Consider the following 24,613-nt stretch of genomic DNA (forward strand, 5'->3'; position numbering starts at 1 on the left):
TTTATCCTCATGAAATATGCAACTACTACAGCTTTTATCCTCATGAAATATGCATCGCCTATTTTCTCACTTTTTATTTACAAATATATCTTTCTATATATGAATATATATTCTAGTTTTGTAAGGTTGTTTGCACAACTTCCGCCATTTGATTAACTGCATATAAAGGTAAATTAATCAAATTATCATCCTTGCGATATTGATTCATCGACACACGCAAAGCCAACTGCGGTTGAAACTTATCCATATAGGTCTTTAAGCTTTTAGCCTTATTGTTTGTTTCCGCTTTTACCTCTACGGGAACCACACTAAATCCATTATCAATTACAAAGTCAATTTCTGCCGTACTACGCTCATTTGTATAATAATAAATGTTTAACTGCTCTTGTAATTTCAACTGTTGCAAAACAAACTGTTCCGTCAACGCACCCTTAAACTCTACAAAAAGCTGACTACCATTCAAAAGTAGTTGTTCACTAAGTCCAGCCATGCAACCAAGCAACCCAACATCTAGTAAAAATAATTTAAAAGCCTTCAGATCCTCATAAGCTAATAATGGTATCTTTGGTGTACTAATACGACTTACCTTATGCAAAAGCCCACAATCCGTCAACCACATCAAAGCTGTTTCATACTCTTTGGCTCTCGCTCCTTCACGTACCAAGCCATAGATAAATTTTTTGTTTTCCTTAGCTAATTGAGAAGGAACGCTGTGCCAAAGCATTCGCAAACGAGGAACTATTTCACTTGGTGCATGTTTGGAAAAGTCCTGCTCATAGGCATTTAAAATTCGCCGTTGAATTGCACGCACCTCAGTAAAGTCACCGGTGTCAGCAAAATATTGCACAGCCTCCGGCATGCCTCCCACAATATAGTACTTACGTAACCACTCCGTATATACATCATGAAAACTATTGGTCATTACATAATTTTGCTGTAACAGTTGGTTTGCAAAATTTTCTTGCCCTACTGCCTGCAAAAATTCAACAAAGCTTAATGGTGCAAGCTTCAAAAAATCCACTTTGCCAACAGGGAAAGACGTCCCCTGATGCAATGCCACACCTAACAAAGAACCTGCACATACAATATGGTATTGTGGCGCATTTTCACAAAAATACTTTAAACTGGATAAAGCTCGCGGAACCTCCTGCACTTCGTCAAAAATCAGCAGAGTATTTTCGGGATCCACCTTTTTGCCACTATATAGCTCAATACCTGCCAAAATATGCTGTGCATCTAAGCTTTTAGCAAATAATGTTTCCATTTGAGGATTAGCATCAAAATTAATATAAATACTATCCTTATATGCTACCCTGCCAAATTCCTTCATTAACCAAGTTTTTCCTACTTGGCGTGCACCTTCTATAATCAATGGCTTGCGATTCAGCTTAGCTTTCCATGCTTTTAATGCTTCTATTAATTGTCTATACATAAGCCTACCTCACTTTCATCTGATACCATCATAACACCGAATTACACTTTTTTCAACGAAAAAAATGTTACCCTCTACATTTTTTTCACCGAAAAAATGTAAGCAACAACATTTTTTTCAACGAAAAAGTGTGGCAGTTTACATTTTTTACGCGCAAAAATAGGGCTGAGCGTTCAAGCGAACGTCCAGCCCTAAAAATTCACTATGCTTTTTTAACCATTATAGCCATTGGGATGGCCTTTATGCCATTTCCAAGCAGTACTGATAACTTCATCCACGCTGCTATGGGTGGGTACCCAGCCCAGTTCGCTGCGAATCTTTTCCGAAGAAGCGATGAGCACCGCAGGATCCCCTGCACGGCGTTCTTCCTCCACTACGGTAAAGTCCACACCTGTGACCTTCTTCGCAGAATCAATCATCTGGCGCACGCTGAAGCCATTTTCGCTGCCCAGATTGTACACGCGGCTTTCACCGCCCTTGAGCAGATGCTCCAATGCTAATACATGAGCACGTGCCAAATCGCATACATGGATATAGTCGCGAATGCACGTACCATCCTCCGTAGGATAATCCGTGCCAAAAATTGCTACTTGTTTGCGCACGCCCTGTGCAGTTTTCAAAATCAAAGGAATCAAATGACTTTCAGGATTGTGATCCTCACCAATATCACTGGTAGGAGATGCGCCTGCAGCATTGAAATAACGCAAAGCCACGTAACGCATATCATAAGCCATATCGTAATCTGCCAACATTCTTTCAATCATCAGCTTGCTACGGCCGTAGACATTGGTAGGCTGCAGCTTGCTGTCTTCCGTAATGGGCACCTGTTCCGGCTCACCATATACGGCAGCAGTAGAAGAAAAAACAATACGATCCACACCTGCACCACGCATTGCTTCCAGCAAATGCAGACTGCCCTCCACATTGTTGAAGTAATATTTGGAAGGATTGGTCATGGACTCGCCTACCAAGCTGCTAGCAGCAAAATGAATTACAGCATCAATCTTAAACTGCTCCATAATATGCTTGGCAAAACGTACATCATGGATATCGCCTTCCACCAACTGCACTGTTTCCGGCACTGCATCCTCATGTCCCGTAGAAAAATTATCATAAACAATGGGTGTATAACCGCACTTTTGCAGTTCTTCCACCACATGGGAACCAATATAACCGGCACCACCGGTTACAAGAATATTTTTCTTTTCCATTTTAACCCTCTTTAGCTACGATTTCTTTTAAATATGCCAAGAACTTGTCATGAAGTTCCGGGCGTTTCAGCGCCATTTCCACAGTTGCTTCCAAGAAGCCCTGCTTATCGCCTACATCATAGCGACGGCCTTCGAAATTATAAGCATACATAGGCTGTTTTTGCGCCAACACCTTCAACGCGTCGGTCAGTTGGATTTCACCACCGCGACCGGGAGCAGTTTCTTCCAAAATGTCGAATACTTCCGGAGTAATAACGTAGCGGCCCAGCACTGCCAAACGGGAAGGAGCTTCTTCCACTGCAGGTTTTTCCACCATATCGCTTACTGCGAAAGTACGCGCTTCCTCCGTAGGTTGGCTGGCAACGATACCGTAGGAAGAAACCTTCTCCAGCGGTACTTCCTGTACACCCAAAACGCTGGCACCGGTTTTATCATACACATCAATTAATTGCTTTAAGGCAGGCACTTTGCTATCAACCACATCGTCGCCCAAAAGTACGGCAAAAGGCTCATCGCCTACGAAATGCTTAGCGCAAAGAATAGCATGACCAAGTCCGCGCGGTTCTTTTTGGCGGATGTAGTGAATGCGGATATTGGAGATAGCTCTTACCATTTCCAATTCCTTCAGCTTGCCATGGTCTTCCAAATTCAGTTCCAATTCAATACTCTTGTCGAAATGGTCTTCAATAGCGCGTTTGCTGCGACCGGTAATAATCAAAATATCTTCAATCCCGGAAGCAAGTGCTTCTTCAATAATGTATTGAATGGTAGGTTTATCAACAATGGGCAGCATCTCCTTGGGAGTTGCTTTGGTTGCAGGCAGGAAACGGGTTCCCAAACCTGCTGCCGGAATAACGGCTTTACGTACTTGTTTCATTATTTTTTGCTCCTTTATGCTTCTTCGCCACCAATAACCGCCAACAGTTCAGCGGTTTTAGCAGCCAACAACTCTTTATCGCCTTTAGTTTCCACATTCAAGCGCATTACAGGCTCAGTGTTGGAAACGCGGACATTGAAACGCCACTTGTCATAAGCAACGCTTAAACCATCCATAAAGTCCTGCTCGCCATCTGCGTACTTTTTGCCCAACTCTGCCAAAACTGCTGCAGAATCAGCAACCTTGCGGTTGATTTCACCACTGCAGGGGTACATATCTACACGCTCGCCTACCAATTGGGACAGTGTCTTGCCGCTACGGCAGATCAACTCCGTTACTAGCAGCCAGGGAATCATACCGCTGTCGCAACAGGAGAAATCACGGAAATAGTGGTGAGCGCTCATTTCGCCACCATAGAGCACACCGTTATTGCGCATACATTCCTTCATAAAGGCATGACCGCTCTTGCAACGTACAGGCACACCGCCGTCACGCTCCAAAATAGCTTCCGTATTCCAAGTCAGACGCGGGTCGAACATAATCTTGGCACCGGGCTCTTTGTGCAGGAACACCTCTGCCAACAGGCCAACAATATAGTAACCTTCGATGAAGTCAGCGTTTTCGTCAAAGAGGAAGCAACGGTCGAAGTCACCATCCCATGCAATACCCAAATCTGCACCGCTTTCACGTACAACTTTAGCAGTTGCTTCGCGGTTAGGCATCAGCAGGGGATTAGGTACACCATTGGGGAAAGTACCGTCAGGAGTTTCGTTTAAAGTGATAAATTCAAAAGGCAGGTGCTTCGCCAGTTCCTTCAAAATAGGACCTGCACCACCATTACCCGGGTTAGCGACAATCTTCATGGGCTTCAGCGCTGTCAAATCCACATAGCTCAGTAAATGCTCAATGTAGGCAGGTACAATATCCACTTGCTCAACTTCGCCCATAGCCTTACCGGGTGCCAAGCAATGCACAAAGTCGGATGCAGCCACCATAGTACCGATTTCTTTCAGACCGGTATCTGCAGAAATGGGTCTGGCATCACGGCGCACCAACTTCATACCGTTATATTCCTTAGGATTGTGGCTGGCAGTAACCATAATACCGCCATCTGCTTTTAAATGGGCAGTGGCGAAATAAATCATTTCCGTACCACATTGACCAATATCAATAACCTTGGTACCGCCATGACGCAGACCTTCCGTCAAAGCATCCACCAACGCACGTCCGCTTAAACGGATATCGTGACCAACAACTACAGTTTCAGCTGCAAACATGGCAGAAAAAACACGGCCCATACGATAGGCCATTTCTTCATTAACCTCGGTGGGGTACACGCCGCGAACGTCATAGGCTTTAAAAGCTTTGTTTGTAACTTCCATCGTTTCTCATCCTTTACTACAAATTATTTATCTTTACAAAAATGCTTCTGGCATATTTCTGTAATATTTTCTACATTAAAGAGAAAAATCCTGCCATAACAAGATTTTGGCAGGATTTTTTACGTAATCAAAGCTTGTCACCGCTGGTGCTAATAATCTTTTCCGCAGCTTCGCCCAAATACCAGCGGGTAACAGAAAAGAAAGGCAGCGTCCGTCCCTCATAATCAGGAACAAGGCAGGTTTCCGCTAAGAGCGTCAACACATCTTCCAGCTGTGCTCCCTGCTCCAGTTCCGCAGCAATCTCATCCTCCAACTTTTGGATTACTGCTAAGCGCATCCGCATCAAGCGAGGAGCATTCAAATTCAATTCACGGATGGTGCTTTTGGCTTTACGCCGTAAATATTTGGGGCAGCTGGTGTCATCCACTTCAATTTTCCCCGTATGCTCCACGTAGCGGAAAATACGGACATCGCCAGGTATTTTCAAAGGATTAAGAATGATTTCGCTAATGGGTTTGCCACCTTTAGGCACATCGCAGCTACGATCGCCTTTGTTGGCAGAAAAGCGCCATTGGGCATCAGGCACATAAGGCTGACTGCCACCGTGGCATACGCCTAAAAGATTGCGCCAATCCAAATGGTAGTTATGCCCATGCTCCTGGGTCGCATTCTTAGGGAAGAAATGCTCCACGCGGAAGTCATCCACTTCGCCTTCCTGCTCCGCCAACTTGATGCTGATTTCGCAGTAAGCACACAAGCCATGCTGATCCTTCAAGATTTGCTGTTTCACTTCTTGGTAGCCATGACGGGCGCGACGGCGGAAATGTTCCCAAGTTTCTTCGGGAAAACGCAGGCGGTAACGTTTCAACGCCTCCGGCTCGATGGTGGTTTTATACACACGTTTCATGACCGTTTCCTCCGGAACTGACGCATCCGGATATCCATATCCGCCCGCAATAGTGCAGGTTCATTGCCCTTGGCCCAAGCATCAAGGCGCTTGCGCAATGCCAATGCCTCCGGCGTATCCCATTTGTCCTGGCTAACCAAATTCAAATAGCGTTTCAAATCCTGTACAATGGGCAGACTTTCTGCACGCAGACCCACATTTTGAATATCCTGCAAAATCTGGGTACTGGTAGCACCCATAGCGAAAGATACGCGGCGCACACCTTCGAAGTGGCGTCCCCACATCAGCACGCGGATGCTTTCCGCAGGCACGCTGCTCAGCACCTGGGGACTGTGGGTAGTAACGATGAACTGTACCAAAGGAAAAGCACGCTGCACATCTAGCAGCACCGTCTGCTGCCACGCAGGATGCAGATGCATATCGATTTCGTCCACCAACACCAAACCGGGAGTTTCTACTACAGCGTTCTCCCCTAACTGCGGATTAAGGCGTACCATGCGGTAAGCCAAGTCCGCCACCATGCTTAACACACTACGGAAGCCATCGCTTAAATCATCCACCAACATTTCGCCCATATCGGGATGATTAATTACGAAAGCACCTAATTGGAAATTATAATATAGATCATGGAAACCTGTGCTTTGCAAGCACGTATCAATAGCTCTTTGAATAGCGTTCTTGACCATTTGGTGGCGCTGCAGTTCTTCCGCAACCTTATGCTCCTGCTGTGCACAACGGGAAACATGCTCAAACCACGTACCAAAATTATTATAGGAAGAAGAAGGCTCCATACATTCTTTGTAACCAATCTCGCGCTTTTCCAGAGAAGTATCGTAATCCGCCATCAAACTACTGTCCGCCCAAATGCGGGCAGTACCGTAATAAGCAAAAGCAGGCAGCACAATATCTTCATGTTTAGCCAGCTTATCACGCAAGGAGGCAGCGCCTTCAATCATCCCTGAAGCACGTACAGTAACACTGCCATCTTCATGCATAGTCTTAGTGCAGCTAACGGTCTTACCGGAAGTTTCACCTGTCAAAGTAATCTCCAAGGGATACTGATTAACCATCCGCTCAATGTGTACGCCATCCTCTTTATATTCCGGAACACGGCGAACATCCTTAACCCCAATCCTACGTCCCTCTACACCTAAACTTTGCAAATAAGGTTCTAGTCCCATGGCAATAGCATCAAAAATCGCGGTCTTGCCTTTGCCGTTTTCGCCTACAATAACAGTCAAGCGAGGATCAAAATCTATTTCCATATCTTCATAGCATCGGAAATTTTTCACCTTTAGCTTATTTATCTGCATATTCTCTCCTCCGATCTGTTTCTCTCTTAACATTATACCCCTAATTTATAGTAAATATAAGTGTTTTTGTGACAAAGATTAGGCAAAACTGTGGAATTGGTGTTATAATATAAGGACTGCAAATTTCTTGGCGCCAAGCCAAGTACCATAAGGAGAGATAGCAATGAATATATTTGTTTTATTAACCATCGCCATGGGCTTAATCATCATCCTGCTCAGGCGCCACATCCCCATTGGTCCCTGTATGTTGGCAGGCGGTCTGTTGATTTGGGCAGTAAAGGCGCCCAGCTTTGCCTTTCTTGCCCAAGCCTTTCTGGAAACCCTTACCCTTCCCCGTACCTACGATATTCTTTGGGCTTTGTACTTCGTTATGTGCCTAGAAATCGAACTGCGTACCAGCGGTGCCCTGGCAGGCATGGTCCACGCTTTGCAACGTATTTTTTCCAGTACCAAAGTAACCCTTGCCGTTATGCCTGCTTTTCTCGGCCTGCTCCCCTCCTTGGGCGGTGCCCGTTTTTCCGCCCCCATTGTTGAAGAAGCCAGCAAAGATTTGGACATCACCCAAGAACATCGCGCAGCCATCAACTTCTGGTTCCGCCACATCTTTGAATTTTCCAGTCCCATTATTCCCGGTATGATTATGGCCTGCAATATCGCCGGTGTTACCTACAGCGATTTCATTATGCATATCTGCTGGCTCACCGTGTTAGCCTTCATCGCCGGTTGGTTCGTCCTCATCCGCCCAATTAAATGCGATGCAGAAACGGACTACAAAGAAGACGCCTTGGAAAAAAATCAAAACACCCAAGATTTGTGGTTATCCCTTTCCCCTGTAGTGCTTACCTTCGTATTGGTAGTCTTCTGCAACCTCAATGCCTCCGTTGGCATGGGCTTAGTAACCGTGGGCCTATTCTTCGTCCTGCAGTTCACTAAACGCCCTGTAAGCATCAAGGAAATCGTTACCGGTGCTTTGGATATGAAAATGTTCTTCAATGTCCTCTGCATCCTCTACTTTATCCAAATCTTAACCGTTACTAACGTGCTCAACGAAATCGTAGTAGCCTTCCAAGCATCTCCCCTGCCCATTCCCGTGATTATCGGCAGTGTCAGCTTCATCATCGGCGTTCTCACCGGCATGAGCCAAGGCCACGTAGCCATCGTTATGCCCATTGTTGCCGCCATGCAGACAGGCAGCTTGAACCTTGCCGGTGTTGCCATGGCCTTTGGTGTAGCAGGGCAAATGCTCACTCCCACCCACATGTGCCTAGTAGTAACAGTGGACTACTTTAAATCCAACTTCTTCCAAACTTTGAAGCCCATCCTCGTAGGCGAAATCATCATCCTCACCATCTTCTCCGCATACACCTACATGGTATGGTAAAAAACAAGAGACTGAACTCCAGTCATGTCCCATTATCCCTAGACGAATCATTGCGATTTTAGCTCATGAGTGCCTAGAATCACAGAAGTGAAGCGAAACGCAGAGCAACTTATTCTTCGAACAAGATTGGCCGCGAATCTTCGTTGTGATTCTGCACGAAATGAGCGTAAAAAATCGCACGTGAGTCGGGATATGGGACATGATACTATAAAGTTCAGTCTCTTTTCGTTTTTTAATACCATTTAGTGGAACTCAACTTCCACGCTTCCTGCTTCCCATGCTTTTGGCGTACCCGCAGCCACGTCCCTTCGTTTATCGGACGCACTGCCTCCTTAGGCACCTCCAACTGCACCGTATTGCCTGCCACAGTCTGCACCTCGATTACGCAGGGAGCTGCAGGCTTCGCCAAATTAGCCTCTGCCAGCTTGTACACAGCATCAGCAACCAGCTTATACTTAACATGCTCTTTATTTTCCAGGAGCAGATTTTTCTGCATTACCACTGCCGTAGGCTTGTCCAATTCCAGCTTGTCAATGACCAGCAGTTCTTCATCAACCTTGAACAAATCCGTACTGCTTGCCGCTGCCAAAGAAGGCTCCTGGTAAAAAGCATCGCCTGTCTGCACCGTAATCGTCCTAATGCGGGTGCCCAGCATATTATCCGCTACAGCATAACCTGCCACAAAGCACAGCAGGCACAGGATTATCATTATCGTTCTCTTACTCATAGGACACCTCACATCAAGCCTTCCTCGGACAAAGCGTCAAAACGCATATACCCGGGCTTGCCTTGGAACTCCACCTTACGCCATTGCCCCACGTAGGGGAAACGCAGGTAAGCATTGTCAAAATCTTTATCAAAATATTTGCCGTCTACAAGGACGCGACCTTTAGTTTCATCCTCACCACGGCGCAGGATCTGCACCTTGCTGCCTGCAGGAATAACGTAGCGCCTGCCCCACAAGCGCTGGAACTGCAGCTCCACCGTTGTAACAGCTTGGTCATCTTCCTTATCCATGCCGGACACGGTTTCTACGTAGTCCACTTTGACACCTTTGGACATCCTGTCAATCACAGTGCCCGTCAATGCAGAAGGCTTATTAAACAATTCCGCACCGTCGGTCAAGACTACGCATTGCAGCCTGCCCTCCTGCACCTCTGCATAGCGCAAGTTTTCCGTCAAGCGCCCCACATTATATTTAGTTACGTTTAGGGAATTACTAGAGATTAAAGCGTGGCAGGCGCCTGCAATAATGCCGATAGCAAAGAAACCTGTCAGCACAAAAGCTTTAGCTTTCAATTCTCTGGAGAAGGTCATTTTACACCCTCCTTCATTATTATTTGTACAGTACCATAAAAATATATACCTATATTGTCACATACTTAGACTAATAATTCAAGAGCGGAAAAACAAAAAGACCTAGGTTAAAAACCTAGGTCGAAATTTCTTTGGTGCGGTAGAGAGGATTTGAACCTCCACGGGGTTGCCCCCACTAGCTCCTGAGGCTAGCGCGTCTGCCGTTCCGCCACTACCGCATCTCTTTGAAGTTTGCCGTTGCATCAGCAACGTATATATAATACCATAAGTTCACAAAACTGTCAACAGGTATTTTTTATTTTTCGTCAATTTTTGCTAAGGCTTGTGCCAAATCTGCAATCAAATCTGCTTTATCTTCCAAACCGCAGGAAATACGCACCAAACCTGCAGGAATGCCTGCGGTAGCCAATTGTTCATCGGTCATTTGGCGATGGGTGCTGGTAGCAGGGTTCAAGCAGCAGGTACGTGCATCCGCAACATGGGTTTCAATAGCAGCCACACGCAAATGCTTCATAAAGGTTTCCGCAGCCTTGCGACCGCCCTTCAGGTTGAAGGACACTACGCCGCAACCACCATTGCCAAGATATTTTTGCGCCCGTGCATAATATTTGTTAGAGGGCAGACCGGGATAATTTACATATTCAACTTGAGGCTGCTTCTCCAAAAATTCTGCCACAGCCTGACCATTTTCTACGTGGCGGGGCATACGTACATGGAGGGATTCTAGACCTAAGTTCAAAATAAATGCACTTTGGGGAGATTGGGTGCAGCCAAAGTCACGCATTAATTGTGCTGTAGCTTTAGTAATAAAGGCGCCTTCTTTACCAAATTTTTCCGCATAAGTAATGCCATGGTAGGATTCGTCAGGACTGCACAAGCCGGGGAATTTATCAGCATGGGCCAGCCAATCAAATTTACCGCTGTCCACTACTACGCCACCAACGCAGGAACCATGACCATCCATGTATTTAGTAGTAGAATGAGTAACAATATCGGCACCCCATTCAATAGGTCTGCAGTTAATAGGAGTGGGGAAAGTATTGTCCACGATCAAGGGTACGCCATGAGCATGGGCTGCCTTAGCAAATTTTTCGATATCCAGTACCGTCAGTGCAGGATTGGCAATGGTTTCGCCAAAAACCGCCTTAGTGTTTTCTTGGAAAGCAGCGTGCAGTTCCTCTTCGCTGCAATCAGGAGAAACAAAAGTAGCGGTAACACCCATCTTCGCCATAGTTACAGCGATCAAGTTAAAAGTTCCGCCGTAGATGGAGGAGGAAGCAACAATGTGATCCCCTGCTTCGCAAATGTTGAACAGAGCAAAGAAGTTGGCTGCTTGACCGGAAGAAGTGAGCATAGCTGCTGCACCGCCTTCCAGCTCAGCAATTTTTGCTGCTACATAATCACAGGTGGGATTCTGCAGGCGGGAGTAGAAGTAGCCTGTTGCTTCCAAATCGAACAGCTTGCCCATGTCTTCGCTAGTGTCGTATTTAAAAGTGGTAGATTGGATAATGGGTACTTGGCGCGGTTCGCCGTTTCCGGGACGGTAGCCCCCTTGTACGCAGGTTGTATTAATAGATTGCTTAGTCATTTTATGTCATCCTTTCCATGATTGATGTATCACCTTCGAAAATATAAATTACTCCGTTCCAAAGCGTTTTTCTGCGCTTTCATTGGGAACAATCACGAAGGTTGCGGGACAATTTGTTAGCTTTCGCTTTACTTCTCTGCGCCCTCACCTTCTATTGTTCCAACAATTCAATCTTGAAAAACGCTAGTCACTCTGTAATTTATATTTTTCTCATTGTAGTATCTATTTCTTATTTCGTTACGTTTTGTTGCAGCTGTTGAAGTTGCAGCAGAACTTTATTGTAATTGTTCATAGCCTTATTCAGCTTGTCTTCTTCCGCAGGCGCCAATTGAGTCAGATCGTAAGGAGTATCTTGGTAAACGATGTTCAACCAGTTCATGTAGAACAGGTGGGCGTAACTGCGCCATTTGAACACAGGCTCTTGGGTAGTGTCGTTTTCCGGGAAGTAGAATTTAGGCGGCTCGATGGGCAGATTTTTCTTTTTATCGCGATAGTATTCGTCTGCCAATGTGTAGCGGTCATACTCAAAATGGCCCAGTACGAAGATTCTACGCAAGTCCTTGGTAGCGCAAATATTAATGCCGTTTTCTACGGAGCGGGACAGTACCTGCAGCGCTTTGCAAGCATCAATAGCATCATCATCTACTGCAGTGTGGCGAGATTGGGGAATAAAATAGCGGTCGTCAAAGCCACGGAGCAGAGGATGGTTCTTGACAGTCAAGCCGTAGGGGAAAATGCCAAACATTTTCGCAGGCAGAACAGTCTTATTAACACCGTAGTAATGGTATAGCGCAGCTTGGGCACCCCAACACAGTGTCATGGTAGAATAGCAATGGTATTCTGCCCAGTCCAGATAAGCTTCAATCTCCTTCCAATAGTCCACTTCTTCAAAGGGAATGGTTTCTACAGGAGCGCCTGTCATTAAAAAAGCATCGTAGTAGTTGTCTTTAATATCGTTGAATTCTAAGTAAGCGCGGTCAAGATAAGAATTATCAGTATGGGTAGTTTCGCGGCTGACAGTACGGCAGAAATCAACTTCAATCTGCAGCGGGGAGTTGCCCAAAAGGCGGAGCAATTGGATTTCCGTCGGTTTTTTCAAAGGCATTAAGTTCAGCACGCACACTTTCAAAGGACGTACTCTTTGGTTTTGAGCACGTTCTAAGGTCATGGTAAAAATACCTTCTTCTTGTAATTGGCTAATAGCAGCTAAATTGTCGTTGACTTTAATAGGCATTGGTTCTTCCTCCTAAACTTCCTTGGTAAATAAAATGCTGTTTACAGGAATACTTGCGGAGGCAAATAAAAAAGCTTCCGTTCCTGTAAAAATACAGGGACGAAAGCTATAGCTTCGTGATACCACCCTTGTTCATCCACGCGTCACCGCGTAGACCTCAGCAAGTACGCAGGGATTGGCTACCCTTTAATACTCTGGCGCTGTAACGGGCGCTCCCGGACGACCTAAATGCCACGCATCTCAGCCAATCAGCTCCAAGACCATCTTCATCAGAACCACTTGCTCCTCCTTGCACCATTATGGAGGCTCTCTGCGCCAAGCTCGCCTGACTACTCTTCTTATCATCGCTCACATCGGGAACAAAGTCTTACTCATCCGCCCCAATGCCGGATCTATTTCCGCCTGCCTGCGTCAGATGTCACTTGAAGTAGCTCTGCTACTCCTGCGCGACATCTTCCTTGCCATACGAAAATATCTCTCGCCATCGGTACGAATTCGTTTCGCCTTTGCTCCCTCTTTTTCAATTTGATAGTGAGTATACTTTATATTTTAATTCAAGTCAACCATTTTTAACAAATTTTCAATTTTATTTTTATTTTGCAGACTAACTGTAAAATTTCTTACATATTTCTATCAGAGTTTATTTTAGCGCACAGCATGGTCAAGCCACCTAAGAGCCAAAAGAGCAAGCCCATTTGAGTATTAAAGTAGACGTGATCCGTAAGACCGCCAATAGCAATGCCCACTGTTGCCAGCACGTAGCCTCTGCCCATAGCTTTCAGCCACAAAGTACGCCCTGCGTAGGCTAAACGCCAGCCTGCAGGCAGGAAGATACCCCACCATACCAAAAGGAAGGCAAGGATGCCCTGCACCCCCAGTTCCGCAAAAACGTTGAGGAAAATGTTATGGCAATGGTACATGATGACACTGGTATCATCCAAATAAAAATTATAGTCAGGATAAACAAAGCGATATCCGCACCAGCCTACACCCCAAGGGAAATCTTCAATAACCGCCACAGTGCTTTCCATATAGGCAATGCGCAAGGCAGCAGAAGTATCTTCGCCGCTGGTGATGGAAGCTAAACGCTGCATAACTGCAGCACCGCCCACTGCCAAGGCAGCAGCGCCACCTGCCAACACGGGCACAAAAGCTTTATGGCAGAACAAGATGCAGAACGCCAAAAGCACGGCAGCGCAGGCCAGCCAATTACCACGGCTGTAGGTATAGAGCAGGCATAACGCCGCCAAAATACCAATGCCTAAGAAGATCAGGCGCAGTTTCAGTCTGCTCTTGGCTACGTTGAAAAAGGCGGTAGCATAGGCAATGACCAAAACTAAGTAGCCCGCTAAAATGTTGGGGTTGACCAATGTAGAATAAACGCGCACTTTAAGGTCAGGGAACTGGTCCGGGTCCGACCAAATACCTTCTCCCGCAATGCCCAAAACTTTTTGCAGAATGCCCAAGGCACTAACAAAAACGGACACTGCCAAAAAAGCGCCCACTAGCTGCAAAGGCCTTGGCAAGCTTTGAAAACGCTGCCACAGGCTCCCCTGCTCCCGCAGTGCAGCCTGACAGCTTTCCTGCTCCCGCCAACCGTAGCGCAGCAATACAAAGAACAAGGCGCAGTACTGCCCCACCACGTACAACCAATTCCACGAGGAAATAAAGCGGTCACGGGAAAAATAGATGGAAATGATGCTGATTGCCACAAGCACCCATAACGCTCCCTGCTGCCAAGGGCGCAGTACCTGCGGTGCTTGCTTTTTCTGCACCACTGCCACAAAAAGCGCTGCTAAGAACGTCATGCTGACGCAGAAAGCAGTGAACTCCTGCCGTAAAGGAATCACAGCAACCGTAAACAGCAACATCAAGTATATTTTTTTGTCTAATTTATCTGCAAGTTTTTGCCAATCCATTTTGTCCAATCCTTGCTAATAACTTTAGTTCATGCTTTGGCGTTCTTCCAACAGCATTTTCTTAAATTCGCCAACCAGATACAGACTGCCGCAAACGCAGAGCACGTCGTCCTCTTTTACGGAAGCAAGAGCAGTGCTGTAAGCTTCCGCCAGACTTGCCATAGGAATAGCGTTAGGGCCCACTAATTGTGCCAAGCCCTTAGCCTCTGCTGCACGAGCACCTTGGTCCGCACGCACGGTGTACACCACATCGTCAGCATGAATCAAAGTTTTAATAACACCGGTCATGTCCTTGTCTCCCATCATGCCGAAGACGAAGGTAACTTTTTTACCAGGGTAATATTTATCCAAAGCTTTACGTAGTGCTTCTGCCCCATTAGGGTTATGAGCACCATCTAAAATAATATCAGGCTTAACATGGATGCGCTCTAAACGACCAGGCCACAGTGTATTGGCAACGCCAATATGCAAAGCCACCTCGTTAATGCGGTCATCCTGCTTGGATACCAGTTTGGCTGCTACAATTGCTAGGCTGGTATTTTTTATTTGATGCTCACCGGGCAGCTTGATTTCGTAATCGGAGGCGTAGGTATTGCCTGCATGGAGGGTGAACTTCTGCCCTGCCATACTGCTTTCTACCTCCGTCCCCCAAAATGCCTTGCCATACAGATACACAGGTGCTTCCTTGAACATGGCAAAGCTGATGATGGGTCCCAAAGCTTCGTTGCTTTCCGCAGCAGTTACTACGGGCACCTTTTCCTTAATAATGCCTGCCTTTTGCATAGCGATACGCTCCACAGTAGCACCGCAACGATCAGTATGGTCCAAAGCCACGTTAGTAATAACGCTGACTACAGGCGTAATTACATTGGTGGAATCCCACAAACCGCCCATGCCAACTTCGATGACAGCATAATCCACCTTTTGCAGATAGAAGTACAAAAATGCTGCAGCAGTCAGGATTTCAAATTGGGTGGGTTGTTGACACACGCCTTTTTTCACTACGCTTTCCGCGGCCACGCGTACTGCACTAATAGCCATGGCAAAATCATCATCGCTAATATCCTTACCATTGAGGCAGATGCGCTCGTTGTATTTCACAAGATGGGGAGAAGTAAACTTGCCCACCTTCAAATTTGCTGCCAACAGGATGTTGGTAATCATACTGGTGACGGATCCCTTGCCATTGGTACCGGTTACGTGAATGGTTTTAATCTTTTGTTCCGGATTGCCCAGTTCACGCAAAAGGCCTTCAATACGCTCCATGCCCAGCTGGATACCGAATTTGCCCAAGCCATCTAAATAGCCAAGGCTTTCTACATAATTCATAGTGCTTCCTCCATATAGGAAAGAGAGAGGCTGGACGAGCCAACCTCTCTGTTAGTTATTAGATATTGCTTACAGGGTTTTCAAATATGCCAGACGTTCGTTAATAGCAGCTTTCTTGCCATTCAGTTCTTCAGCCTTAGATTTTTCCTTCACAATAACTGCTTCAGGAGCTTTAGCTAGGAAGCCTTCGTTGCCCAGCTTGCCTTCTACACGGCTCAATTCCTTGTCGATGGCAGCCAATTCCTTGTTCAAACGTTGGGTTTCCTTTTCCACGTCGATCAGGCCAGCCAAAGGCAGATATACTTCAATACCGCTTACAACTGCAGCCATAGCGTTTTCCGGTTTAGCAGCATTGTCATCCAGCACGGTCAGCTCGCTAATAGCACCCATCAGATGTACGTAGTCGGCATTAGCCTCTACACCGGCCTTCAAGTCTGCAGCTACCAGCATAGTTGCAGGAACTTTCTTTCCGGGAGGAACATTTACTTCTGCACGCATATTGCGGACAGCCTTAATGCTTTCCATAATAGCGCCCATGAGGCGTTCTGCTTCATCGTCCATCAATGCAGCATCAGCTTCAGGCCATTTGCTGATCATGATGCTTTCTGCTTCGTGAGGCAGGCATTGGTAGATTTCTTCGGTGATGAAGGGCATATAGGGATGCAGGAGCTGCATAGCGCTAGTCAGTACTTTAGCCAGTACATGTTGTGCGGTAGCACGTTCTGCAGGGTTCTCTTTATTGTACAGACGGGGTTTTGCCAGCTCGATATACCAGTCGCAAACTTCGCCCCAGATGAAGTCGTAAATCATACGGCCTGCTTCGCCCAGCTCGAACTTCTCCAGCATTTCGGTTACGCTCTTAGCAGTATGCTGCAAACGGCTCAAAATCCATTTGTCTGCCAGAGTGTAGGGAGCAAGCTCTGCCTTGGGATCGTAGCCTTCCATGTTCATCAAAGCGAAACGGGAAGCATTCCAAATCTTGTTGGCAAAGTTACGGGTTGCTTCCACACGCTCCCAGTAGAAACGCATATCGTTGCCCGGAGTGTTGCCGGTAATCAGCATAAAGCGCAGGGTATCAGCGCCGTATTTATCAATAACTTCCAAGGGATCGATACCATTGCCCAGGGATTTGGACATTTTGCGACCTTGGCTGTCGCGTACCAAGCCATGGATGAATACCTTTTCAAAGGGAATATCCTTCATGAATTCCATGCCCATGATCAGCATACGTGCAACCCAGAAGAAAATGATATCGTAACCGGTTACCAGTACGCTGGTGGGATAGAATTGTTTTAAGAGCGGAGTCTTTTCCGGCCAGCCCATAGTGGAGAAGGGCCACAGGGCGCTACTGAACCAAGTATCCAGTGCATCCTCGTCCTGATGGATATGGGTGCTGCCGCATTTGGGGCAGGCAGTCAGGTCGGTACGGCTGGCGTGCATTTCGCCGCAGTCATCGCAGTACCATACGGGGATACGATGTCCCCACCAGATTTGGCGGGAAATACACCAATCGCGGATATTATCCATCCAACCGGTGTAGGTTTTGGTGAAGCGTTCCGGTACGAATTGAGTACGACCGTCTTCTACGCAATCAACAGCAGCTTTTACCAAGGGCTCCATTTTTACGAACCATTGGGTGGATACCAAAGGTTCTACAATGCAACCGCAACGTTGGCAATGGCCAACTGCATGGGAATGTTCTTCAATCTTAACCAGATAGCCTGCTTCCTTCAAATCAGCAACAATGTTCTTGCGGCATTCTTCGCGGGTTTGACCTTCGTATTTGCCGGCTTCTTTGGTCATAATGCCGTCCATGCCGATTACTACGATGCTGGGCAGGTTGTGACGGATACCCATTTCATAGTCGTTGGGGTCGTGGGACGGAGTGATTTTTACAGCACCGGTACCAAATTCCAAATCAACATAGCTATCAGCAATGATGGGGATAATGCGACCATTTACAGGGAGGCGCAGAGTTTTGCCAACCAGATGACCGTAGCGGGGGTCTTCGGGGTTAACTGCGACAGCAGTATCGCCGGGGATGGTTTCCGGACGGGTGGTAGCAATGGTCAGATAGGTGCCTTCTTCTTCCACAACGGGATAACGGAAGTACCACAGATGGCCCGGGTCATCCTTATGCTCTACTTCAATATCGGACAGAGCAGTGTTGCAGTTTACGCACCAGTTGGTAATACGGGTGCCTTTATAGATCAAGCCCTTTTCGTACAGGCTGCAGAATACTTCGCGTACAGCTTTGGAACAGCCTTCGTCCATGGTAAAGCGTTTACGCTCCCAGTCGCAGGATACGCCCAAATGTTTCAGCTGGTTGATGATGCGGTCGCCATATTGTTCCTTCCAAGCCCAAACGCGTTTCAGGAATTCTTCACGACCTAAGTCGTAACGAGTCTTGCCTTCTTCTTTTTTAATAACTTCTTCTACCTTGATTTGAGTTGCCAAGCCTGCATGGTCATAGCCAGGCATCCACAGAGTATTGTGACCCATCATACGGTGCCAACGGATCAGGATGTCTTGCAGGGTGTTGTCCAAAGCGTGGCCCATGTGCAATTGGCCGGTAATATTCGGAGGGGGGATAACGATGCTGAATGCATCCTTGCCTTCCTCTACTTCTGCGTGAAAATAACGATTCTTTTCCCAAAACTCGTACCATTTCTTCTCTACGGAAGCAGGATCGTATACTTTGGGAATATTGTGTTCCTCTGCCATTTGTTTTCCTCCTTAAGCAAATAAAAAAGCCCTGTCCATTACGAACAGGGCGATAATTAACCGCGGTACCACCTATTTTCCTTACGCGCTCAGCGCAGGGCACTCTTTGCAATAACGTCTGCTACACGGCCCTGCCTACTGGTATTTCAGCAAAGCGGCTCCCGGACTACAGCTTCCACTTTGCCGCACAGCTCGCACCAACCGCTGCCTCTCTTTGCCGGCTACCATCAAAGCCCTTCCGTTCCTTGCCATTAGGTGTTTTAAAATTGTACACACTATATCTTAACAATTTAAAGTGGTTGTGTCAAGTGTTTACTTGGGAAGAGCGATTAATTCTACTGTACTCAACGCCTACTGCTCGTCACACAGAAATCACATTAGTGACAAAAATGGTTAATGAAATGTGTTTGAGAAAATAATAAGATAGAAGTGTGGGGATGGTTTTTATTATGGGAGAAGAAATCTTTGAACCAAGCTAAACTTTTACCCAATACATCGTTGAATCGTGATAGCATTTATGCTATTATAATAGAAAGGAATACAAATTGTACCAAGTAGAATTTTACGAAGACAGAAATGGTAACTCTAACCTATGGATATTCCTTGAGGAATTGCGCTTGAAAAGCACGACAAACAAAGACGCTAGAATCCAATTCAAGCAAATGTCTCTTTATATTGAATTGCTTCAAGAAAACGGTGTTAATATCAACGAAAACATTGTTAAACACCTAGAAGAAAATATTTGGGAATTACGTCCCGGAAATAACAGAGTCCTATTTTTCTGTTTTAACAAGAACAAATTTATTCTTCTACATCACTTTAGAAAAAAGACACAGAAAACGCCTAGACGTGAAATTGAAAAGGCTAAAGCAGAACGCGATGATTATCTCAGCAGAAACGGAGGCAGTAATCAATGAAAACCTGGAATGATTATAAGGAGTATGTAAAAGCAATCGACGATACTGACAAACATGATATGGAAGCTATAGAAGAACAAGCGCAAATTATCACTGCTATAATTAAACAGCGTAACAGCAAAGGTATGAGTCAGCGAGAATTAGCAGAACTTTGCAATATGCCGCAATCTTCTATTGCACGCATCGAAACCATGAAAACTGCACCTAATATCGATACGTTATTAAAGATCTTTCATAACTTAGGATTAAAGTTAACAGTTACTCCAGCATAAGTTGAAAAATTAGAGTTCTTGCAAAATGTAAAATGCAAATCTTCTGTCAATCGTGAACGCTAGCAGTTCTGCTAATATTATAACTTACGAAGACATCAAGAAGGAGGATGAAAACATGGCTGGAATTATAGAAATAGCTCAACGTGAAGGTGAAGCCCGTGGTGAAGCCCGCGGTGAGGCTCGTGGCGAAAAACGCGGCATGCTGCAAAAAGCTTTAAGTACCGCAAAAAATCTTAAAGCGATGAAGGTCCTCAGCGACGAGGAAATCGCCAAAGCAACCGAACTCACTTTAGAGCAAGTAAAAGCTATCGCTGTATAGCCTAAAGCCCTCCATTATCTCCATGCGGGATTGGAGCAAAACGCTTTAAGAAAAGTCCGACGAGATTTTAGACTTTCTAAATCTCATCGGACTTTTAATTTTATAAAGAAATTAAGATAGCAATGGGCACCGCGATTTTCCCCTCTCAGTCAACTTCGCTGCTTCGCAGCTCGTTGACAGCTCTCCCCAGGGAGAGCCAAGGATGGTCGCATAACGCTTTACGTACGCCTTTCCCCCAAGGAGAGCCAAGACAATATAGCTAATTTCGAACTTCTCGGCTCGCCCTTTGGGAGAGCTGGCTGCGAGCCTCATAGAGGCGAGCAGACTGAGAGGGGTTAGGAACAACCGCCTAATAATTTTCAGAATTTTCTTGCGCATATTGTTTTTTATTGCTATACTCTGTCATGAAAGGAAGTGCTCTTGATGGTTCTAAATTACAAAAAAGAAAATTTGACTAAAGCCAAATCCTTACGACACTCCATGACAACTGAAGAAAGAAAGCTCTGGTATTTATTCCTGCGGAACTATCCACTAAAATTCCGAAAACAAACGCCAATAGATGATTTCATTGTAGATTTCTATTGTGATAAAGCAAAGCTTGTAATTGAACTAGATGGGTCTCAACATTTTTCAGAAGACGGTATGACATATGATAATCTTAGGAGTAAAGTATTAGAAAAATATTCATTATTTGTTATGCGGTTTACAAATATTGATATCAATCAACATTTTAGTTCTGTGTGTGAAGCTATCGACAAAATGGTTAAAGAGAGAACTTTACAAAAATAGTTGACTATATACATTGGCAAGTTCCCCTCTCAGTCAACTTCGCTGCTCCGCAGCTCGTTGACAGCTCTCCCCAGGGAGAGCCAAGGGTGGTCGCATAACGCTAACTTCTCGGCTCGCCCTCTGGGAGAGCTGGCTGCGAGCCTCATAGAGGCGATGCAGTCTGAGAGGGGCTTTTCCCTTTACTCATTCTCTATTCCCCTCTCAGTCAACTTCGCTGCTCTGCAGCTCGTTGACAGCTCTCCCCAGGGAGAGCCAAGGGTGGTAGTAGAACACTTCACGTTCCACTTTCTTCATAAGAAGAGCCAAGACAATAAAACAAACTCCGAACTTCTCGGCTCGCCCTCCGGGAGAGCTGGCTGCGAGCCTCGTCAGAGGCGATGCAGTCTGAGAGGGGCTTTCTAGCTTTTATTCATTCTATCTTCCCCTCTCAGTCAACTTCGCTGCTTTGCAGCTCGTTGACAGCTCTCCCCAGGGAGAGCCAAGACATTAAAGCGAACACCGAACACGACAAAAACGGGACTGCTTACGCAGTCCCGTAAATGTTGAAGTTTATTCAATTCTGCTAGCGCAGGAATTAGAACATGAAGTTCAATTCAGCGTACAGGGTTTCTTCTTCTTTGGTGCCTTCTTTAGCTTCCAAATCGTAGTACTTAACAGCACCAACGATGTTCTTAGCGAAGGTGTAGTTAGCGCCTACGCCATAACCTTTGAAGCCTTCGGTAGCAATGGATTTGTAGTAGTCACCTTCCATGGTGTGAGCAACGGTGGTGCCGAAGCCTTGGTCATAATATTTAGCCCACAGACCCCAAGAACCAGCTTTTGCAGCTTTAGCGCCTTTGTAGTCCAAACCAATTACATAGCCGTCATCATCGCCATCATAGCCGTCAACGTCAGCATTCAGATAGGTGCCGGACAGTTTCAAGTCTTTAGCGATAGGCAGAGCCAAACCTAAAGTCCAAATTTCGGTTTCAGCGGTATCAAAAGTGTCTTTGCCATCCTTATCTACGCCATTCTTAGGACCAAAGTCTTTTACATCGTCAAATTTATAGTAGCCAGCTTTAGCTTCTACAACGCCGATCTTGCCACCCAATTGAGCATACAGCATATCTTCAGCAACATGGCTACCATCAGCGTTAGCAGCTTTACCAGCGCCAACAGTCAGGTTGATGTCTTTGCCATAGGAAGCTTGGATGCCATCAACACGGGAATCATAAATCAGACCGCCGTTGAAGTCAGCCCAGCTGTAACGACCAGCTTGAACTTTCAAGCCGCCGATTTTGCCGTTTACATAAGCACGTTGGAAGTTAGTATCTTCATCGCCATCATCGTCATGGCCATAGTTTTGGATGTTTTCCAACATACCAGTGAAGCTCCAATCTTCGTTTACTTGACCGTTGATGAATACACGAGAACGTTGAACGGTCTTGTCGGTGCCTTTGTTATCCCAGCTCCAGTAACGCAGTTTGGTTTCGCCAGTGATTTTAACGTTGTCAGCTTTCTTTTCCAGGTTAGCTACGCGAACGCCCAGGTTGTCCAGTTCGTCAGCGAATTCAGCAGCCAGTTTGTCAACATTAGCGCCTTTAGCCATAGCTTTAGCAACGATTTGAGCCATTTCATAACGGGTCATCAGTTTGTCGCCGCCGAAGGTAGCGTCGCCGTAGCCGTCGATAACGCCAGCAGCAGCCAGTTTGTTGATACTGTCATATGCCCAGTGGCCAGCAGGAACATCAGAGAACGGATTTGCAGCATAAGCAGAAGCGGTTACGCCCAGTGCCATAGCCATTGCGAGTACTAAGGATTTTTTCATAATAATTTCCTCCTCTTCAAAAGAGATATTTATTTATTACAAAACCCCTTTGCCCAAGCTCATTTCCGCAAGTCCGGTAAGAGTTGCCTTGTTTCCTCTACCATGCGGTCATTACCTGCGCCTCAGGGACCTTATAATACGAGGGGTGTGTAGCAAATGCAACAGTCTTTTTTGCCTTACGACCTTTGCATCGCTAGGGTTATTGTATACCATTTTGACCCGCAAGTCAATAGATTTATCTGATAATTTATGTAAAACTTATGAAAGTCTAGCGTTTTGCTAATATATAGAGATGTGTTAAGAAAGATAATGCATTTTGCGTCGCAAACGAAATGCAACGATAACCGTTTTCGTTGCACAACGATTGCAACGAAAAGCATTCCCCATAACAAACCCCCTGTCAGTTCGCTACGCTCACTGACATCCCCCTAGCAGGGGGAACGAGACTCTGTAGTGTTCTTTCGCTAGTGTACTTAGAGTAGTTAGTAACCATACGGACGCACACCCAAAGCGCCTCGGCTCCCCTTTCTAGGGGAGCTGTCAGCAAGCCTTGTAGAGGCGCAGCTGACTGAGGGGTCATTCTATTGGCAATATTCCTAAACCATACGGAAGTACTCCCAAAGTGTCTCGGCTCCCCTAATAGGGGAGCTGCCGAAGCGTAGCGAAGGCTGAGGGGTGGTGCCTCTGGGAGCTGTCAGCAAGCCTCGCAGAGGCGCAGTTGCCTGAGGGGTGGTGTTTACAACGAAAAAAAAGGGGGAGCTTTACGCTCCCCCTCAAATTCTCTATTCTTCTAATAACCGTCTGCCCATATCCTTGGTCAGTACGTACATCATCATGTAGGCGCCAAACTCCGCCAGCTCCTCGGCAACCTCGCCATGGAAACCGGTGAAATTGCTCTTTTCGCCCACCCAGGACATAAAGATAAAGAGCAACAGCAGCACAAAAGATTTAATAGGCAGCTTCACCGCCAATAACGTGCGCCAAATTTTCGCTTTGTACAGGCAGACAGCGCTACCACAATAAACACTGCCACCGTAGGATGCACCAGCTTGCCATACAGCCCTAAATCGCTGTACTGCGCCATGTGCCCTTTTTCATCCACAAAGAAAACTCTGCCCCAGCTAATCTCGCGCATAATCAATAGGAAGAAATATACGCAGCCTGCAGTCCACAGATATTTTGCCTGCTCCAGAAAGCGCTGCTTGGTGCGGATCATCTTCCAACTGTACCACAACCCTGCAAAAAGCCACAGCATCTGCAAGTTTTCAATCACACCGTTTTCTTCTCCCGTCCATGCGGGCAGAATAATTTCTAATATAAACATCACAACAAAATAAGCCCAACCCAATTTAAACCACTTATCTTTACGAAACACTACAACCATCCTTTACTGACTGTTCAGTCTAAATTCATGTTATTATATCATAATTAACAGTTTTTTTCAAACTTGACTTATTTTGAAAAATAAAAAGGCCGGACCAACGTCCGACCATAATTTTTTTGGTGCGAGTGACAGGAATCGAACCTGCACGCCGTAAGGCGCTAGATCCTAAGTCTAGTGCGTCTGCCAGTTCCGCCACACTCGCATATAATCAAAAACCGTCCGCATTGCTACGGACGGCTGGATTTCGTGGTGATTCACCCGAGACTCGAACTCGGGACACCCTGATTAAAAGTCAGGTGCTCTACCAACTGAGCTAGTGAATCACATGGCTGGGGCGGCTGGACTCGAACCAACGCATGCGGGAGTCAAAGTCCCGTGCCTTACCGACTTGGCTACGCCCCAAGATTAAATTGGTTAACCCTTTTCTGCGAAAGGTGGGGTGACTGGTGGGAGTCGAACCCACGCGTAACGGAGCCACAATCCGCCGTGTTAACCACTTCACCACAGCCAC

The 24,613-nt window shown here is 46.1% G+C and carries 21 protein-coding genes, 5 tRNA genes and 2 other annotated features; of the genes, 5 read left to right on the top strand and 21 right to left on the bottom strand.

The window, feature by feature from the left end; all coding sequences use genetic code 11:
• Positions 1-112: 112 nt before the first annotated feature.
• From ACJMM4_RS04435 to ACJMM4_RS04460, 6 genes are all read right to left on the bottom strand, one after another.
• Positions 113-1,432 (bottom strand): ATP-binding protein, encoded by a 1,320-nt coding sequence (locus ACJMM4_RS04435; protein ID WP_405379609.1) that lies wholly within the window; start codon positions 1,430-1,432, stop codon positions 113-115.
• A 212-nt stretch (positions 1,433-1,644) separates the two neighbouring features.
• Positions 1,645-2,643, bottom strand: a complete 999-nt coding sequence (gene galE / locus ACJMM4_RS04440) for a UDP-glucose 4-epimerase GalE (RefSeq protein WP_405383260.1) — start codon at positions 2,641-2,643, stop codon at positions 1,645-1,647.
• Position 2,644: 1 nt separating this feature from the next.
• The gene (gene galU / locus ACJMM4_RS04445; RefSeq protein ID WP_405379309.1) at positions 2,645-3,520 is read right to left on the bottom strand and encodes a UTP--glucose-1-phosphate uridylyltransferase GalU; all 876 of its coding nucleotides are present in this window, start codon (positions 3,518-3,520) and stop codon (positions 2,645-2,647) included.
• 14 nt (positions 3,521-3,534) lie between these two features.
• Positions 3,535-4,902: a phosphomannomutase gene (locus ACJMM4_RS04450; protein WP_405383263.1), complete on the bottom strand. Its 1,368-nt coding sequence runs from the start codon at positions 4,900-4,902 to the stop codon at positions 3,535-3,537.
• Positions 4,903-5,029: 127 nt separating this feature from the next.
• Positions 5,030-5,809 carry a retron system putative HNH endonuclease gene (locus ACJMM4_RS04455; RefSeq protein ID WP_405379311.1) on the bottom strand — a complete coding sequence of 260 codons (780 nt, stop codon included), beginning with the start codon at positions 5,807-5,809 and terminating at the stop codon, positions 5,030-5,032.
• Positions 5,806-7,122 (bottom strand): AAA family ATPase, encoded by a 1,317-nt coding sequence (locus ACJMM4_RS04460; protein WP_405383265.1) that lies wholly within the window; start codon positions 7,120-7,122, stop codon positions 5,806-5,808. Before ACJMM4_RS04460 ends, ACJMM4_RS04455 begins: the two co-directional genes overlap by 4 nt.
• Before the next feature lie 163 nt (positions 7,123-7,285).
• Here ACJMM4_RS04460 and ACJMM4_RS04465 point away from each other — a divergent pair, with 163 nt between their 5' ends.
• The gene (locus ACJMM4_RS04465) at positions 7,286-8,503 is read left to right on the top strand and encodes a DUF401 family protein (protein ID WP_405379313.1); all 1,218 of its coding nucleotides are present in this window, start codon (positions 7,286-7,288) and stop codon (positions 8,501-8,503) included.
• Between the two features lie 232 nt (positions 8,504-8,735).
• On the opposite strand, the gene ACJMM4_RS04470 is transcribed toward ACJMM4_RS04465, so the two are convergent.
• From ACJMM4_RS04470 to ACJMM4_RS04505, 8 genes are all read right to left on the bottom strand, one after another.
• On the bottom strand, positions 8,736-9,230 hold the full coding sequence (locus ACJMM4_RS04470; RefSeq protein WP_405379314.1) for a hypothetical protein: 495 nt from the start codon (positions 9,228-9,230) through the stop codon (positions 8,736-8,738).
• 8 nt (positions 9,231-9,238) lie between these two features.
• Entirely contained in the window at positions 9,239-9,820 is a 582-nt protein-coding gene (locus ACJMM4_RS04475; RefSeq protein WP_405379315.1) for a hypothetical protein, read from the bottom strand.
• A 132-nt stretch (positions 9,821-9,952) separates the two neighbouring features.
• Positions 9,953-10,038 (bottom strand) — tRNA-Leu (locus tag ACJMM4_RS04480).
• A gap of 77 nt (positions 10,039-10,115) precedes the next feature.
• Complete coding sequence (locus ACJMM4_RS04485) at positions 10,116-11,408, bottom strand: O-acetylhomoserine aminocarboxypropyltransferase/cysteine synthase family protein (protein ID WP_405379316.1); 1,293 nt, start codon at positions 11,406-11,408, stop codon at positions 10,116-10,118.
• Positions 11,409-11,637: 229 nt separating this feature from the next.
• Positions 11,638-12,642 carry a homoserine O-succinyltransferase gene (metA, locus tag ACJMM4_RS04490; protein WP_405379317.1) on the bottom strand — a complete coding sequence of 335 codons (1,005 nt, stop codon included), beginning with the start codon at positions 12,640-12,642 and terminating at the stop codon, positions 11,638-11,640.
• Between the two features lie 92 nt (positions 12,643-12,734).
• Positions 12,735-12,996 (bottom strand) — a binding site (T-box leader).
• A 266-nt stretch (positions 12,997-13,262) separates the two neighbouring features.
• Positions 13,263-14,561 (bottom strand): O-antigen ligase family protein, encoded by a 1,299-nt coding sequence (locus ACJMM4_RS04495; RefSeq protein WP_405383267.1) that lies wholly within the window; start codon positions 14,559-14,561, stop codon positions 13,263-13,265.
• A 24-nt stretch (positions 14,562-14,585) separates the two neighbouring features.
• Entirely contained in the window at positions 14,586-15,890 is a 1,305-nt protein-coding gene (locus ACJMM4_RS04500; protein WP_405379319.1) for a bifunctional folylpolyglutamate synthase/dihydrofolate synthase, read from the bottom strand.
• Between the two features lie 69 nt (positions 15,891-15,959).
• Positions 15,960-18,614 (bottom strand): valine--tRNA ligase, encoded by a 2,655-nt coding sequence (locus ACJMM4_RS04505; RefSeq protein WP_405383270.1) that lies wholly within the window; start codon positions 18,612-18,614, stop codon positions 15,960-15,962.
• Between the two features lie 42 nt (positions 18,615-18,656).
• Positions 18,657-18,869, bottom strand: a binding site (T-box leader).
• A 290-nt stretch (positions 18,870-19,159) separates the two neighbouring features.
• Here ACJMM4_RS04505 and ACJMM4_RS04510 point away from each other — a divergent pair.
• The 4 genes from ACJMM4_RS04510 to ACJMM4_RS04525 all read left to right on the top strand — a co-directional run bounded on the left by ACJMM4_RS04510 (position 19,160) and on the right by ACJMM4_RS04525 (position 20,911).
• Complete coding sequence (locus ACJMM4_RS04510) at positions 19,160-19,531, top strand: type II toxin-antitoxin system RelE/ParE family toxin (RefSeq protein WP_405383272.1); 372 nt, start codon at positions 19,160-19,162, stop codon at positions 19,529-19,531.
• Entirely contained in the window at positions 19,528-19,803 is a 276-nt protein-coding gene (locus ACJMM4_RS04515; protein WP_405383274.1) for a helix-turn-helix domain-containing protein, read from the top strand. The genes ACJMM4_RS04510 and ACJMM4_RS04515 overlap by 4 nt, the downstream gene beginning before the upstream one ends.
• Before the next feature lie 115 nt (positions 19,804-19,918).
• A complete protein-coding gene (locus tag ACJMM4_RS04520; RefSeq protein WP_405383276.1) occupies positions 19,919-20,122 on the top strand; it encodes a hypothetical protein in 204 nt (67 codons plus the stop codon).
• 423 nt (positions 20,123-20,545) lie between these two features.
• On the top strand, positions 20,546-20,911 hold the full coding sequence (locus ACJMM4_RS04525; RefSeq protein WP_405383278.1) for an endonuclease domain-containing protein: 366 nt from the start codon (positions 20,546-20,548) through the stop codon (positions 20,909-20,911).
• A 574-nt stretch (positions 20,912-21,485) separates the two neighbouring features.
• On the opposite strand, the gene ACJMM4_RS04530 is transcribed toward ACJMM4_RS04525, so the two are convergent.
• From ACJMM4_RS04530 to ACJMM4_RS04560, 7 genes are all read right to left on the bottom strand, one after another.
• Entirely contained in the window at positions 21,486-22,718 is a 1,233-nt protein-coding gene (locus ACJMM4_RS04530; protein WP_405383280.1) for an S-layer homology domain-containing protein, read from the bottom strand.
• Between the two features lie 782 nt (positions 22,719-23,500).
• A complete protein-coding gene (locus tag ACJMM4_RS04535) occupies positions 23,501-23,689 on the bottom strand; it encodes a hypothetical protein (protein ID WP_405383282.1) in 189 nt (62 codons plus the stop codon).
• Positions 23,680-24,093, bottom strand: coding sequence for a hypothetical protein (locus ACJMM4_RS04540; RefSeq protein WP_405383284.1), 414 nt, complete (start codon positions 24,091-24,093; stop codon positions 23,680-23,682). Before ACJMM4_RS04540 ends, ACJMM4_RS04535 begins: the two co-directional genes overlap by 10 nt.
• Positions 24,094-24,219: 126 nt before the next feature.
• Positions 24,220-24,304, bottom strand: a tRNA-Leu gene (locus tag ACJMM4_RS04545).
• 45 nt (positions 24,305-24,349) lie between these two features.
• Positions 24,350-24,425 (bottom strand) — tRNA-Lys (locus ACJMM4_RS04550).
• A 3-nt stretch (positions 24,426-24,428) separates the two neighbouring features.
• Positions 24,429-24,504, bottom strand: a tRNA-Gln gene (locus ACJMM4_RS04555).
• Positions 24,505-24,537: 33 nt separating this feature from the next.
• Positions 24,538-24,613: transfer RNA gene (locus tag ACJMM4_RS04560), tRNA-His, on the bottom strand.

The organism is Phascolarctobacterium sp. (assembly GCF_045124115.1).
Classification (GTDB): domain Bacteria; phylum Bacillota; class Negativicutes; order Acidaminococcales; family Acidaminococcaceae; genus Phascolarctobacterium_A.